This window comes from Stenotrophomonas sp. STEN033 (assembly GCF_056856655.1).
This window is the reverse complement of record NZ_JBXFWM010000013.1, coordinates 35,971-49,910: the sequence shown is the minus strand read 5'-3', so window position 1 is coordinate 49,910 and position 13,940 is coordinate 35,971. Positions and strand designations below refer to the sequence as shown.

General features: G+C 65.5%; 11 protein-coding genes. 3 read left to right on the top strand and 8 right to left on the bottom strand.

Going from position 1 to position 13,940, the window contains the following annotated elements; all coding sequences use genetic code 11:
• Positions 1-58: 58 nt before the first annotated feature.
• From nadD to AC1VXC_RS06640, 8 genes are all read right to left on the bottom strand, one after another.
• Complete coding sequence (gene nadD, locus AC1VXC_RS06675) at positions 59-766, bottom strand: nicotinate-nucleotide adenylyltransferase (RefSeq protein WP_313495012.1); 708 nt, start codon at positions 764-766, stop codon at positions 59-61.
• Positions 767-1,810: a DNA polymerase III subunit delta gene (holA, locus tag AC1VXC_RS06670; protein WP_313173836.1), complete on the bottom strand. Its 1,044-nt coding sequence runs from the start codon at positions 1,808-1,810 to the stop codon at positions 767-769.
• Between the two features lie 43 nt (positions 1,811-1,853).
• Complete coding sequence (locus AC1VXC_RS06665; protein WP_313173837.1) at positions 1,854-2,459, bottom strand: LPS-assembly lipoprotein LptE; 606 nt, start codon at positions 2,457-2,459, stop codon at positions 1,854-1,856.
• A gap of 91 nt (positions 2,460-2,550) precedes the next feature.
• Positions 2,551-5,193 (bottom strand): leucine--tRNA ligase, encoded by a 2,643-nt coding sequence (gene leuS / locus AC1VXC_RS06660; RefSeq protein ID WP_313173838.1) that lies wholly within the window; start codon positions 5,191-5,193, stop codon positions 2,551-2,553.
• A 203-nt stretch (positions 5,194-5,396) separates the two neighbouring features.
• A complete protein-coding gene (locus tag AC1VXC_RS06655) occupies positions 5,397-5,981 on the bottom strand; it encodes a DUF998 domain-containing protein (protein ID WP_481538688.1) in 585 nt (194 codons plus the stop codon).
• A 129-nt stretch (positions 5,982-6,110) separates the two neighbouring features.
• Positions 6,111-6,884, bottom strand: a complete 774-nt coding sequence (locus AC1VXC_RS06650; RefSeq protein WP_481538687.1) for an outer membrane protein assembly factor BamE — start codon at positions 6,882-6,884, stop codon at positions 6,111-6,113.
• 48 nt (positions 6,885-6,932) lie between these two features.
• Positions 6,933-11,054 carry an ESPR-type extended signal peptide-containing protein gene (locus AC1VXC_RS06645; protein WP_482995021.1) on the bottom strand — a complete coding sequence of 1,374 codons (4,122 nt, stop codon included), beginning with the start codon at positions 11,052-11,054 and terminating at the stop codon, positions 6,933-6,935.
• A gap of 208 nt (positions 11,055-11,262) precedes the next feature.
• Positions 11,263-12,216 (bottom strand): helix-turn-helix domain-containing protein, encoded by a 954-nt coding sequence (locus AC1VXC_RS06640; RefSeq protein ID WP_313173842.1) that lies wholly within the window; start codon positions 12,214-12,216, stop codon positions 11,263-11,265.
• 488 nt (positions 12,217-12,704) lie between these two features.
• On the opposite strand from AC1VXC_RS06640, the gene AC1VXC_RS06635 reads away from it, so the two are divergent.
• From AC1VXC_RS06635 to AC1VXC_RS06625, 3 genes are read left to right on the top strand one after another with little or no spacing between them, the layout of a single operon-like run.
• A complete protein-coding gene (locus tag AC1VXC_RS06635) occupies positions 12,705-12,896 on the top strand; it encodes a Flp family type IVb pilin (RefSeq protein WP_313173843.1) in 192 nt (63 codons plus the stop codon).
• A 15-nt stretch (positions 12,897-12,911) separates the two neighbouring features.
• Positions 12,912-13,445, top strand: coding sequence for an A24 family peptidase (locus AC1VXC_RS06630; protein WP_481538685.1), 534 nt, complete (start codon positions 12,912-12,914; stop codon positions 13,443-13,445).
• Entirely contained in the window at positions 13,438-13,920 is a 483-nt protein-coding gene (locus AC1VXC_RS06625; RefSeq protein ID WP_313173845.1) for a pilus assembly protein, read from the top strand. The genes AC1VXC_RS06630 and AC1VXC_RS06625 overlap by 8 nt, the downstream gene beginning before the upstream one ends.
• The last annotated feature ends 20 nt before the right edge of the window (positions 13,921-13,940 follow it).

Genomic DNA, 13,940 nt, shown 5'->3' with positions numbered 1-13,940 from the left:
CAGCAGAACTCGATGAATTAAGGGGAACGATTATAGAGAACCTGGCCGCAGCCGGCATTCACACCCGCCCGCCACTGCCATACAGGCCTTGCGCAAGGATGTACTCCGCCACCGCCGAAGGCAACAAATCACGCCATTGCCCACCGTTTGCAATGGCCGCACGCACCACGGTGGCGGACTCTGCATGCAGCGGTTGGCGCAGTCGCCAGACCCGCCCCGCCGGTTGAACGGACAGCGCTTCGGCCGTGCTGGCCCAGGCGCCGTGCAGCCGCTGCGCCAGTTCCGCTGGCAAATCACCGTCCAGACCACTGCCGGGGCGTTCAGCCACCACGATATGCGCCAGGTCGAGCAGGCGCTCCCATTCATGCCAGCTGGGCAGGCCAAGCAGGCTGTCGGCCCCCATCAGCATCGCCAGCGGCCGCTGCGGACCGATCTGGGCGCGGATGTCGCGCAGGGTGTCCACGGTCCAGGACGGCACGCCGGGCTGTCGTTCGGCACGCTGCAACTCGCGGGTATCCACCCGCAGGCCCGGTGTGCCGGCTATCGCCAGCATCAACATCTGCGTGCGCTGGGCGGCATTGGCCCCCGGCGGCGCACGGTGCGGCGGGTCGGCGGCCGGCATCAGGTGTACCGGCACCTGCAATTCGGCGGCGGCGCAGCGGGCAATGGCCAGATGGCCGTTATGAACCGGGTCGAAGGTGCCGCCGTACAACAACCACAGGCCAGCGTCCTCGGCACCGGTGGCCGGCGGCGGCACCGCCGCCATTCAGCGCACGCCCCGGACGAGCAGGCGCACTGCCCGCGCCTCGGCCAGCGCCACCAACAAGCGTTCCAGTGCCAGCCATGGATCGCCTTCGGCGCGGCCCTTGGCCATGCGATCAACCTGCGAGGCCTCGGCGACAAAGCGCTCCCAGCGACGCGGATCGGGATGACGCTGCAGGGCCCGTTTGAACGGCGCCTGCCGCGACTCCCAGATACCTTTCGATTTCATTTCCGCCGCAAGATTGCCGCCGCTGGCCTGCACCCGCGCCAGTCCAGCGGTAATCAGCAGTTCGCGGATCAGGATGGGCATCAGCGCGGCCACCGCCTCGCCTTCCGCGCGCAGCCCCGCGACCATCCGCAGCACCGCTTGCGCCTGCCCGGAGAAGGCCGCTTCGCTCAGCCGGAAAACGTCATAACGCGCCGCATCGGCCACCAACGATTCCATCTTGGCAACGTCCAGAGGCTGGCCATCGGCCAGCAAGGCCAGCTTGTCGATTTCCTGCGCTGCCGCCAGCAGATTGCCTTCGACACGTTCGCTCAGCCGCTGCACGGCTGCCGGATCGGCACGCAGCCCCTTGCTGCGCAGGCGCCGCTCGATCCAATCCGCCAGTTCATGCGGTTTGATCGCCCAGGCCACCGACAGCACGCCCACCTTGTTGACGGCCTCGGCCCATTTGCCCTGGTGCGCCTTGCTCCATTCGCCGGCGGTGATCAGCAGCACGACATCCGGTGCCGGCCGTGCACAGAAGTCGCTGATGACCTCGGCGCCCTCCTTGCCAGGCTTGCCGTTCGGCAGGCGGACTTCCACCAGGCGGCGCGCACTGAACAGACTGGGCGCGTTGAAGCTGGAGGCCAGCTGCCCCCAGTCAAAGTCGCGGCCATCGGCGTCGAATACCTCGCGTTCGCCGATGCCATCGGCACGCGCCTTGGCGCGCACCGCATCAGCAGCTTCAATTACCCGCAGCAGCTCCGGGCCGGCAATCAGGTACACCGGCGCCAGGGGCTGGGAAGCTATCTGGCTGGCCAGTTGTTCCGGTCGCAGTTCCATCGCTCAGGCCTGTTGCGTCTGGACAGCGCGCAAGAGCCGCAACTCAGCGCACCGGATCCGCAGCGTCCTGTGCAGGCTTGGGTGCTTCAAGCGCCCCTTCGTCCGCCGCAGGGGCATGCAGGGCTTTTTCCAGATCGGCGCGAACCACGCTGTCGATACGGCGCAGGATCGAGGCCGACATTTCGCGGCGCAGTTCGTCGGCCAGGATTTCGCGCTCGGTCGTGGTACCGGTGGCGTCCTGCGGCGGCGACACATAATCGCGCGACAACTCCACTGCCTGTTCCGGCACGATCACACCGCCATCCGGGCGGATGAAGGTGAACACCACGGCGTAGCGCAGGCTGTATTCCTGGGCACGACCCTGGGCGTCAATGGCGATGGGCAGGTCACCCCAGCGTTCGGAGCGGATCTGCAGGCGGGCAACCCCGGGTGTCTTGCCGGCGACCGCGAGCGTGTCGCCATCTTCCACCACGGTGGCACCGGAGGAGCGCAGGCCGCGGTTGAGGAACTTGACCAGCTCGCTGTAACGCACCGCTGAGTCCACCTGCACCGCCGGCATGTCGGCAGGCAGCGCGAGCTTGTTACGCAGATGGAAGCCGCAACCGGTGAGGCTGGCGGCGAGTATCAGGGCGGTCAGGTATCGAGTCATGCACACAGTCTGGAGGAGCCGGCCGGGGGCGGCAACAGGCAGCAAGCCTGCCTGATGCCGCGTGAACAGCACTTGAGATACCCGTTGCGGCTTACGCCGCAACGATATTGACGATCTTGCCCGGCACGATGATGACCTTGCGGATGCTCAGACCCTCCAGGAACTTGGCCGCATTCGGCTCTTCCCTGGCAAGGACCTCGATCTGCTCGCGCGCGGCATCGGCGGCGACTTCGATGGTGCCACGCAGCTTGCCGTTGACCTGTACCGCCAGGGTCAGCGAATCCTTGACCAGGGCAGCACTGTCCACCTGCGGGAACGGCTGGTCTTCCAGCAGCGTTTCGGCATGGCCCAGCAGCTGCCACATGGCGTGGCAGGCGTGCGGGGTGATCGGGTTCAGCAGCAGCACCGCGGCCTGCAGGGCCTCCTGGCGCACTGCGCGGCCCTGCGCGCTGGCGTCGTCGAACTTGGCCAGGGCGTTGAGCAGTTCCATCACCGCAGCAATGGCGGTGTTGAAGGCGTGGCGGCGGCCGTAGTCGTCGCTGACCTTGCCGATGGTCTCGTGGGTCTTGCGGCGCATGGCCTTCTGCCCGGCATCCAGTGCCGCGGCGTCCAGCGCCGGTGCCACGCCGTCGACAACGTGCTTCTGCACCATCGCCCACAGGCGGCGCAGGAAGCGCGCCATGCCGTCCACGCCGGCCTCGTTCCACTCCAACGACTGTTCCGGCGGCGCCGCGAACATCGAGAACAGGCGCACGGTGTCGGCACCGTACTTGGCCACCATGCTCTGCGGGTCAACGCCGTTGTTCTTGGACTTGGACATCTTCTCGACACCGCCGATCACCACCGGCTGGCCGTCCTCACGCAGGGTCGCGCCGGTGATGCGGCCGCGCTCGTCGCGCACCGTGTCCACGTCGGCCGGGTTGAACCAATCCTTGGAACCGTCGCTGTTCTGGCGGTAGAAGGTCTCGGCGATGACCATGCCCTGGCACAGCAGGTTCTGCGCCGGCTCGTTGCTGTCCACCATGCGTGCATCACGCAGCAGCTTGTGGAAGAAACGGAAATACATCAGGTGCAGGATGGCGTGCTCGATGCCACCGATGTACTGGTCCACCGGCAGCCAGTAGTTGCCGCGCTTGTCCACGGCCTCGCGGGCACCCGGCGAGGTGTAGCGGGCGTAGTACCAGCTCGACTCCATGAAGGTGTCGAAGGTATCGGTTTCGCGCTCGGCCGCGCCGCCGCAGTCCGGGCAGGTGGTCTTGCGCCATTCCGGGTCGGCCTTGATCGGCGAGCCGGTACCGTTGAGCGTCACGTCTTCCGGCAGGATCACCGGCAGTTGGTCTTCCGGCACCGGCACCGCGCCACACTTGTCGCAGTAGATCACCGGGATCGGGCAACCCCAGTAGCGCTGGCGGCTGACGCCCCAGTCGCGCAGGCGGTAGTTGATGCGGCGCTGGCCCTGGGCCTTGCGCTCGAAACGCTCGGCCAGTGCCTCGAACGCGCCCTGGAAATCCAGGCCATCGAACTCGGCCGAATTGACCAGCTCGGTCTCGCGGGTCTTGTCGCCGTACCAGTCCTGCCAGCGGCTGGCGTCATAGCTGCGCTCGTCGTCGTTCTTCGGCGACTTCAGCGCGATGACCTGCTTCTTCGGCAGGTCGTACTTGCTGGCAAATTCGAAATCACGCTGGTCATGGCCGGGCACGGCCATCACCGCGCCGGTGCCGTAGCCCATCAGCACGAAGTTGGCGACCCAGATCGGCACCTGCTCGCCGCTGACCGGATGGATGGCCTTCAGGCCGGTATCCATGCCGCGCTTTTCCTGGGTTTCCAGTTCCGCCTCGGAAACACCACCCTGCTTCAGCTCGGCCAGCATGGCGGCCAGCTGCGGGTTGTTCTTTGCGGCATGCACGGCCAGCGGGTGTTCGCCGGCAATGGAGACGAAGCTCACGCCCATCACCGTGTCCGGACGAGTGGTGAACACGCGCAGCGGGTCCAGTGCGGCACCGTCCACGTCACGCACGTCGAACTGGATTTCCAGGCCTTCGGAACGGCCGATCCAATTGCGCTGCATGGTCTTGACCGAGTCCGGCCAGCCCGGCAGTTCGTCCAGGCCGTCCAGCAATTCCTGGGCGTAATCGGTGATGCGCAGGAACCACTGCGGGATCTCGCGCTTTTCGACCAGTGCGCCGGAACGCCAGCCACGGCCGTCGATGACCTGCTCGTTGGCCAGCACGGTGTTGTCGACCGGGTCCCAGTTCACCACCGAGTTGCGGCGGTAAGCCAGGCCCTTGCGCATCAGGCGGGTGAACATGCGCTGCTCGTGGACGTAGTAGTCCGGCGTGCAGGTAGCGAATTCGCGCGACCAGTCGATGGCATAGCCCAGCGACTTGAGCTGGCTGCGCATGTGGCCGATGTTGGCGTAGGTCCACTTGGCCGGCGCGGTCTTGTTCTTGATCGCGGCGTTCTCGGCCGGCAGGCCGAAGGCGTCCCAGCCCATCGGCTGCAGCACGTTGTGGCCGGTCATGCGCTTGTAGCGGCTGATGACATCGCCAATGGTGTAGTTGCGCACATGGCCCATGTGCAGCGCACCGGACGGGTACGGAAGCATCGACAGGCAGTAGTACTTGGGCTTGTCCGAGGTTTCGTTCACCTCGTATGCCTTCTCGGCCTCCCAGAACTTCTGGGCGGCGGCTTCAACCTGCTGGGGATCGTAGATATTCGGTTCGACGCTGGACATGTCAACGCTGGGCAACGGCAAAGCGGCAAAGGGTACCGCAGTGCATCATTGCACTCCAATCCGGGCCCCGGCCCACAGGCAACAAAATCTGCAGGTCATTGAAATATAGGGCTTTTAAAAAACCAGAGGTTTCTGGAATTGGCACCGCGTGCAGCGCCCGCGCGTACCTTCCCCAAGGATCGGGGCCATTGCGCCGGCGGCGCTCAACGGCGCAACGGCGCCAACCGCGCCGCGCCCAGCAGCCATACCAACCACCCCAGGAAGGCCAGCCGCTGTGCCATTGCCACCGGCATGGCGATCTCGAACAGGAACGCGCTGCAGACGACCCATGCCGCGCAGACCAGCGTCAGCGTCGACAGCGCGCGCCAGCCGGCAGCCTTGCCGGCGCCGAAGCGCAGGGCGATGGCGGCGGCAGTGAACGCCAGCAGCCACAACAACCAGGCGCTGGCGTGGAATTGGCTGGCACGGTTCTCGATATCGTCCACATCCAGTGGAAACAAGCCCATCGCGGCAAAGGCAATGGCCGCCAGCAGCAGCATCTGCCCGCCCACGCGCAGCGGGCGGGGCGCGCTGACCGGCATGCGCAGGATCAGGTCCAGCATTGCAATCGCCGCCAACAGTCCTGGCAGTACGAAACCCAGCAGGCTGAAAGCCGTACCACCGGGGACACCACGTGCCCCCAGCAGGGACACCGGGTGCCGCATCTGGTCATAGCCCTGCAACTGCGCGCCGAAGCCCACCACTGCCGCAATGAAGACCACTGCCGCCAAAGGCCCAGCCCAGGCCATTGCATTGTTCCGTTCCAACACCGCCACCTTGTCACGCCCTGGTCGCAGCAACGGTGCCGCGACTACCAAGCGCCATTGTGAGGGTTACCGGCACCAAAGGCATCGTTCGCCCGCGCCGGGCGTCCCGACTCAGCCACCGCTCACGGCGATCTCGACCCGGCGATTCGGGGCCAGGCAGTCCAGCAAGGCGGCACCGGCGTCATCACACTGCACCAGCGGCGCACTGTTGCCACGGCCCTCGGCGTGGATGGAGGCGGCGGGAATGCCCTGCTGCACCAGATAATTGCGCACGCTCTGCGCGCGGCGCTGCGACAGCTCCATGTTGTAGGCATCACTGCCAATGCGGTCGGTGTAACCGATGATGTTCAGGGTCGCCTGCGCGGCGCTGACGCTGAGGCTTTGCACAAGCTCATCCAGTTTCGCCCGGCCGGCAGCAGACAGATTGGCGCTGTCGAAGGCAAACAAGGCGTCTGCCGACAACCTCAAGGGTGCCACAGCCGGAGGTGGCGCCGGTGGCGGTGGTGCAACCGGAGCTGGCACCGGTTCCAGCAGCGCGGCACAACTGTCCGGCTTCCAGGCTTGGCCCATGGCCACCCCGTTGCCATCAAACCTGACCTGGAACTGGCATTGAATCGGCTCGGCCCCAACCGAGCGCCGGAAATTGAATACGTAGTTCCACTCGCGCACACCCCACAGGCCTTCGTTGAACTGCGGGGTGCCCAGCAGCGCCTGGATCTGGCGCTTGTTCATGCCTGGCGCGTACTGCCGCAGATTGTCCAGGTTCACATAGGTGCCACCGGCAGGATAGGCGCGCGCCGGATCCGGAAATTCCTCGCGCACATGCCCCTTGCCACAGGCGGCCAGGGTTGCCAGCAAAGCCAGTACGGTCCATTTCGTGTTCATAGCGTCCTCGATGCATAGCCAGGAGTGTCTACCTGCGGACGGCGCCGCCTACCACTGGAAGCCGGCGCCCACGGTCACCCCGCCATCGCCGCGGGTATTGGCCGAGCCACTGAGCTTGTAGATCCAGCGACCACCATCACTGACACCCGACACGCCCACGGCCATGCTCGACTCGCCGTGGAAGGTGCTGGCCGCCATCGATGCCATGCGCCGGCCAGCTTCGGTAGGTTGCGGCAGGCCTGCCATCGCCATCGCCGAAGCGACGCCGGCAGACGCCCGGTCATCGATGCGCTTCATGTCGCGACTGACATCATTGAAACGTTGATCGGTGTAGTTCTTCGACCAGTCCATGACCTCCCCCATGCCCTTGTTGAGCTGCGCGACATTGACCGCGTCGGTAGGCGCCACACCGGTACCCACGTTGTGGATGACGGTGCTGATACCTGGCCGACCCATCGTCACGCTGCTGTAGTTGGTACTGCCATCGGTGTTCTGGTCGTAGCGCACCGTGCCCTGCTGCGAGGCCTGCAACTGGCGCAGGTTCACCGCGTCCGTCGCTTCGCTGCCGTCACCCACATTGGTGATCTGCCGCTCCGCACCTGCGGCACCCACCGACACGGTGTTGCTGCGATTGGCCACCGACCCTGCACCCAGCGCCACGCTGCCAGCTGCCGACGCGTTGGCGCCGTCGCCTATGGCCACCGCCTGGTTGCCGCTGGCAGTGGCCTGCGGGCCGGCGGCCACGCTGTCCTGACCGGTGGCCGAGGCAGCCGCCTTGGTCGAGTTGACCGCGAAGTAGGCGTTGCCCGCACCGCCGTTCTGGATGTTGTCGATACGCTTGTTGACGTTGACGATGGAGCTGTCCATTGCCGCAAAGGCATCGGTGACATTGCCGAACGTCTGCTGGGTAGCGGCGCCGCCGCTGTTGATCGAGGTGATGTTGAAGCTGGCCGCACTCCACTGGCCGGTGCTGCTGTTGTACTGCATGGTGCCACCGATGGTGGAAGCCACTGCGTCGTTGGTGGCGGCCAGCTGACCGCCATTGATCGCGTCCAGGCTGCCACTGGTGACGCTGCCGGCAGCCACGTTGCCCAAGGCAACCGCCGCGCCGCTGCCATCGCCGGTCAAGCGCACTGCGTTGGTCGGGTTGCCAGCGCCGTCCGCAATGTACTTCACCGCCAAGGGGTCACTTCCACCCGGGACACTCCGCGGCAACAGGTTGCTCAGGTTGAGCAGCGAATCACTGATGGAGCTGAAAGCACTGCCGATGTTTGCGTAGGGCTGCAGCGCAGCCACGCCCAGCACGCTGATGCTGTTGATCTGGTAGCTCGGCGCACCGAGCACGCCACCATTGAAGGTCGCATCGCCGCCCAGATAGGTCGCCATCGAAGCGCCCAGGCCGAACAACTGCCCACCGTTGACCGCCTCCATGCTGCCCGCGGCGACCGCACCGGCGGCCAGATTGGCCAACACCGTGCCGCTGACCGCCTGACCACTGCCAAGCGTCACCTTGCTGTAATTGACGACACCGTTGATGTCCTCGTCATAGACCACCGCCGCCAACCCCAGATCATCGATCTGGTCCAGTGCGCCACGCAGCTGCTTGACGTTCACCGCATCGGTGTCCTGGCTGCCGGCGGCAACATGGGTGATCTGCCGTTCGCGCCCGCTCGAGCCCACGGCGACTTCACCAATGGAGGTCTGCGCGGCGGTCAAGCCAAAAGCAGCGTAGTTGTCCTGGCCACCACGCGCGGCATTGGACTTGAAGCCCAGCGCCACACTGTTGGCCTTGTCCGACGTTGCCTCCGCACCGAGCAGGGTCTGCGCATGGGCAGTGCCTTTGGCACTGTCACCGACCACCACCGAATGCCCCAGCCGCGCATCGTAGTCGGCGGTGGGTACGCCAGTCTTGCCACCAGAGGCATCGATGAACACCTGGTCCGCCGTCTGCGTTGCCAGCCGGTGCTCGGCGTTGCTGCCGATGACTACTTCCTTGGAGCCGTTGGCGAACGCACCATCGCCAATCAGCACCTGATAATCCTGCGCTGCCGGCACTGCCCAGCACTTGGCCGTGACGACACCCAACACGTTCACGCAGTTCGACGCCCAGGCGGGCGCGCCATCAGGCAGCACCAAACCAAGCAGGCCACCGGGATCGCCGTTGTTGATGTTGGTGATGTAGCTGTCGGAGGTGACACCGCCGATCAGCGTCAGGTGCGAGTTGCCGCCGGTGGTCAGGCTACCCAGGCCATCCAGCAGATCACCGACCGGCGTCAGGTTGACCACCGGCAGGCCCGCCAGTTGCACCTCCGAATAGGTCTGCATCACATTGGTGTTGTTGACCTTCAGGCTGCCGCTCTGCATGTAGCCGTTGCCACCGAGCAAGGAGGTCAGTGGCGATTCCACCAGCTGGTTGACCGAGCCTACCAACCCTCCGTTGCCGACGATCAATCCCGACGGGCCAGGCGCTGCAGGTACCGCACTGGGTATGGCCGGGCTGCCGGTGAGCCCGCCCACCACATTCGACAATCCCCCGGTCACGCCGCCTATCACGCCGCTGAGCGCATCGGTCACGCCTGTCACTCCGGAACCGGAACCGGTGATGCCGCCCAGCGTGTTGCCGGTGGCACCCAGCAAGGTGGAGGCCGTGTTGTCGACCGTTCCCAGCAGATGCTGCACGGAGCCGCCTACGTTGCCCTCTGCGAGTGCGCCGGTGGTGTCCTTGAGCCCGCCGGTCAAGCTGCCAACCGTGCCGACGATGCCTGCAGCGAGCGTACTGGAACCGGTCACTCCGCCAACCACCGCCCCCAGCAGGCCACCGACACCGTTCACTGCCGGCGCGATGCCATTGACCAAGCCATTCACCACTGCGCCCAAGCCGGTTCCCTTGACAGCACCGCCAGCCAACTCGTCGACCGCACCCAGCGTGCCGGTCACAGTTTCACGCACGGGATTTCCACCCTGCTCCGCACCCGGCACCAACACGCCGCCCACGCCTGCGACGCTACCTCCCAGATGCTGGGTCAGCGCGCCCACGGTCGTACCTGCATGTGATGCGAGCGTCTCCACCGCCGCCACCGGCTGGCCGCCCAGCACTTCACCGGTCAGCTCCTTGACCGCGCCCGCCGCCGAAATCAGCGTCCCCTGCAGTGGATTCCCGCCCGGCGCATGATCCGGCAGCAGCCCGCCAACCACGTCACCGACACCGCCACCCAGATGCTGGACAAGCGGCGTCACCGTTGCGCCCGCATGTGCACCCAGTGTCTGGATCGCCGCGACCGGCTGGCCACCCAGCACCTCGCCGGTCAGCTCCTTGACCGCGCCCGCCGTCGAAACCAGCGTCCCCTGCAGTGGATTCCCGCCCGGCGCATGACCTGGCAGCAACCCGCCGACCACATGGCCGACACCGCCCCCCAGATGCTCGACAAGCGGGGTCACCGTTGCGCCTGCATGTGCACCCAGTGTCTGGATTGCCGCCACCGGCTGGCCACCCAGCACCTCGCCGGTCAACTCCTTGACCGCGCCCGTCGTCGAAACCAGCGTCCCGTGCAGCGGGTTTCCGCCTTCCTCCTTGCCCGGCAGCAATACCGCTGCGATGCCCCGCAAGCCCGCGCCGGTTCCAGTCAATGGCCCGACCGTCGCCGTGACCGTGGCGTTGGCCGCTGCCGTCAGCGGCTTCACCGCAAGGGCGGCGTCGCCGACCACGGCCAGCGCCGCTGCCGGATCACCTGCTGCCCCATGTGCATGTGCGCGCGGCAACGTGGCGCGCACGCCAAGCCGGGCGCGTATCGCTGCGGGCGCGGACGCGGCCTGCGGCTTGATCGCGACCGCAGCCGATGCATCCACCCGCAATACCGCCGGCAGCGTGACCGAGGTGCCAAGCGCAGCGCCCGCGCTGGTCGCTGGCAAGGTGGTGGCCACAATCTGCTGGGCATCGGTAGCGCTGTACTTGGCGACCAGGTCCTGCAGGTCGGCGAGCTTGGCGTCGGTTGCCGCAGCGGGGCCCGCCATCGCCAGCGCAATGGCGCTGCCCACGCCCGCCAGGCTCCAGGATACGGACGGCGACAACTTCGACGGGCCCGAGCGCTTGCCTTGCACGCTGGCCAATTCGGAACCGACAACGAATGCATTGAGTGCACGGTTCCAGACCAATCGGTAGATGCGGTTCATGTGGAGCCTCCGGTTCGACCCGTCCGGGCGCGGAGGGGTCTTGGTTCGTGAGGCCAGTACACCGCTTGCACGCGCGCCGGTTTGCGCGCATCCGGCACATCCATAGGACGATTTGGCAAAGCGATGCCCGTTGTCGGCACGCACATGCACGTATTCGGCAACGGCGATTATTGAGTGATGGACGTCACGCAGCTGGCCGACGCACAGCTCAGGCGGGCGAGTAAGTGCCGCGCATCAGGGTTTCGCTCGGCAATTCACCGAATACCTTGCGGTAGTTGTCGGCGAAGCGCGATAGATCCCACAGACCGCAGCTCAGTGCGATCGACTTGACCGACTTGCGCCCGGCATCCGCGCTGGACAGGTTGCGGCAGGCTTCGCATAGACGCAGCATCGACAGATAGCGCACCGGCGAAATACCCACCAGCTCCTCGAACGCATAGCGCAGGGCGCGCTCGCTCACACCCGCCGCATCGCACAGCTCATGCATGTAGATGTGGCGGCGCAGATTGGCGTACATCATGTCTTCAGCACGGCGGAAGATCAGATACCGCGCACGGCGGCTGCGATTGCAGCCGGCGCGCTCCGGCGGCCCGTTGGTGACCACTTCCTTGACGTGCGCATCGAGCATGGCATCGATCTCTTCACTGCCCACCTCGCCTTGCCGTATGCGTTCGTGCAGGCCCTGGTAATAGGTTTGCAGCGGCACATGCGGGCGATTGCTCAACAAGGGAACGCCGGCGGCTTCTTCCAGCGGACTGCCGAGCCGCTGTGCGGCCGCGCGCTCCTGGAAACGCTTGAGTGGAACCAGCACAAACGTCACCCGGCTACCGGCACCCAGCGCGAATTCGGTGACGCCCTCGGGCATCACCGACACGATATTGCCCGACACCAACGGGACGCCATGGCACCAGCTGCTGTCCGGATCCACCGCCTGCAGGCAACCCAACAGGCACCAATCCAGCGGCAACATGAAACGGCCGCGCGTGCGCGCGCCGATCTCGAAGGTGCAGAGCAAGGCCTGGTCGTGGACGAAGGAGGTGATCGAGGCCGTCGGCGGCTGATCGTCGAGCAACACCAATTCAACGTGGCACACCCGAAGCGTGCCACTCAGCGACGCCAGATCAAATGATCGCAAACCGTTTCCGCCGACTACCGCATCCATGTGAACGCCTTTGCGCATCCTGACCAGGACGCGCTTCAGAAGCCCGACCATCCGTTGCAGGTCAATGAGCAAAACCTGCAATCCCCTGCCGCACAGCCTGAAACCCGCATTACGGAATCACACGTGCAGGTGCGTTCAAATACGTCCTGCGCTTGGATACTGACAAAAAAAAACGATCTTCACGCCGGCTCCGCCATGGCCGATTCGCCAAGTCCATCACATATATGAAAAACAATTGATTCTTGCCGAATATGCGCATCCGCCTACGGGGCCGATTGCAATGATGTTTCCGGGCATGCGCGGCATGCCGACAGGGGACAACGGAAGCAACGGTAGGAAAGCCGCCTGCATCATCCGGCACACCGTGCGACCGTCGGCACACTCTTGCCGGTGTCACGCGTATCCCAATGACCTCAATCGGGCAGCAATGCCCATCGCCCGGCTATCTGTCGGTGCACTACCGACACCGGGTCATCAGGGAGAACATCATGAACGCACAGCTGCGCAGGTTTTTCCGGGAAGAAGACGGTGTCACTGCACTGGAGTACGGGCTGTTGGCTGCGGTGGTGGCCGGCCTGATCATCTTCTTCGCACGCGATGGCCTGAGAACCGTATTCCAGACCGTCCTCGACAAGCTGACCGAACTGGTTGGCGGCGGCACCGGTAGCACGCCAGCCTGAGCTGCGGCGGCCACCATGACCCTCACCTACCTGACGGCGCTGCTGCTTGGTGCCCAGGTCGCGATCAGCGACCTGCTGGCCCGTCGCGTGTCCAACCGGACGCTGCTGGCGGTGCTTGCAGGGGTGGCGGCGATGCAGCTGCTGCAGTTTGGCAGCCCTCCGTCGCTGGCCGACTGCCTGCTCGGCGGTGTCATCGGCTTGGCCACCTTGCTGCCCTTCTATGCCGTCGGCTGGATGGGCGCAGGCGATGTGAAGCTGTTCTCGGTGATCGGCTTGCTGCTCGGCAGCACTGCCTTGCTGCCGATATGGATCATCGCCAGCCTGGCGGCCGGCCTGCATGCGCTGGTTGCCATCTGCTGGCCGCTGGCCGCCGGTTACGCCCCGCTCCCGCTGCAACGGATGGTGCTGTCGCTGCAGGGCTCCGGACGGGTAACAGACTGGCGGATGGATCTGCGCTCGGCACGTCGCGGCCGCCAGGGTATTCCCTATGCGGCCTATCTGGAGTTGGCAATGATTGCACTCGTGGCAAGCGGAGGTGCCCATGTCTAGGCGGAAAGCACCAGGCCGCCGGCGTACGCGCGGGGTAGTGACCATCGAGTTCGCGATGATGATGATGTTCGGCGTGCTGCCGTTGCTGTTCATCACCTTCACCGGCGTGATGATCTTCGCCGCCCAACAGTCACTGGCCTTGGCTGCCGGAGAAGGTGCCCGTGCGTCGCTGCGTTATGGCACTACTGCCGAACGACGCAACAATGCCTGCCAGGCAGCCGCACGTTCGATGCAGTGGTTGTTGAACTACTCCAGGACCGCAGCCAGCTGTGGCACGGCCAGTGCTGCACCGATTGCGGTATCTCAACCTTATGCCTGTGCCGCCGATAGCACTGTCAAGTGCATCAAGGTGACCACCTCGTACGACCATGATGCCCACCCCTTCATGCCCGGCACTGGCACGTTGATGGGGTGGACCATGGGCAAGTCACTGAGCAGTACCGCCGTTGTTCAACTGGATCTAGGCGACCGCTGAACGCGGACTCCAAGGGGGAG

Excerpts from the sequence above, each read along its gene's own strand:
- nadD (WP_313495012.1), bottom strand. The coding sequence starts at position 766 with ATGGCGGCGGTGCCGCCGCCGGCCACCGGTGCCGAGGACGCTGGCCTG.
- holA (WP_313173836.1), bottom strand. The coding sequence starts at position 1,810 with ATGGAACTGCGACCGGAACAACTGGCCAGCCAGATAGCTTCCCAGCCC.
- AC1VXC_RS06665 (WP_313173837.1), bottom strand. The coding sequence starts at position 2,459 with ATGACTCGATACCTGACCGCCCTGATACTCGCCGCCAGCCTCACCGGT.
- leuS (WP_313173838.1), bottom strand. The coding sequence starts at position 5,193 with ATGTCCAGCGTCGAACCGAATATCTACGATCCCCAGCAGGTTGAAGCC.
- AC1VXC_RS06655 (WP_481538688.1), bottom strand. The coding sequence starts at position 5,981 with ATGGCCTGGGCTGGGCCTTTGGCGGCAGTGGTCTTCATTGCGGCAGTG.
- AC1VXC_RS06650 (WP_481538687.1), bottom strand. The coding sequence starts at position 6,884 with ATGAACACGAAATGGACCGTACTGGCTTTGCTGGCAACCCTGGCCGCC.
- AC1VXC_RS06645 (WP_482995021.1), bottom strand. The coding sequence starts at position 11,054 with ATGAACCGCATCTACCGATTGGTCTGGAACCGTGCACTCAATGCATTC.
- AC1VXC_RS06640 (WP_313173842.1), bottom strand. The coding sequence starts at position 12,216 with ATGGATGCGGTAGTCGGCGGAAACGGTTTGCGATCATTTGATCTGGCG.
- AC1VXC_RS06635 (WP_313173843.1), top strand. The coding sequence starts at position 12,705 with ATGAACGCACAGCTGCGCAGGTTTTTCCGGGAAGAAGACGGTGTCACT.
- AC1VXC_RS06630 (WP_481538685.1), top strand. The coding sequence starts at position 12,912 with ATGACCCTCACCTACCTGACGGCGCTGCTGCTTGGTGCCCAGGTCGCG.
- AC1VXC_RS06625 (WP_313173845.1), top strand. The coding sequence starts at position 13,438 with ATGTCTAGGCGGAAAGCACCAGGCCGCCGGCGTACGCGCGGGGTAGTG.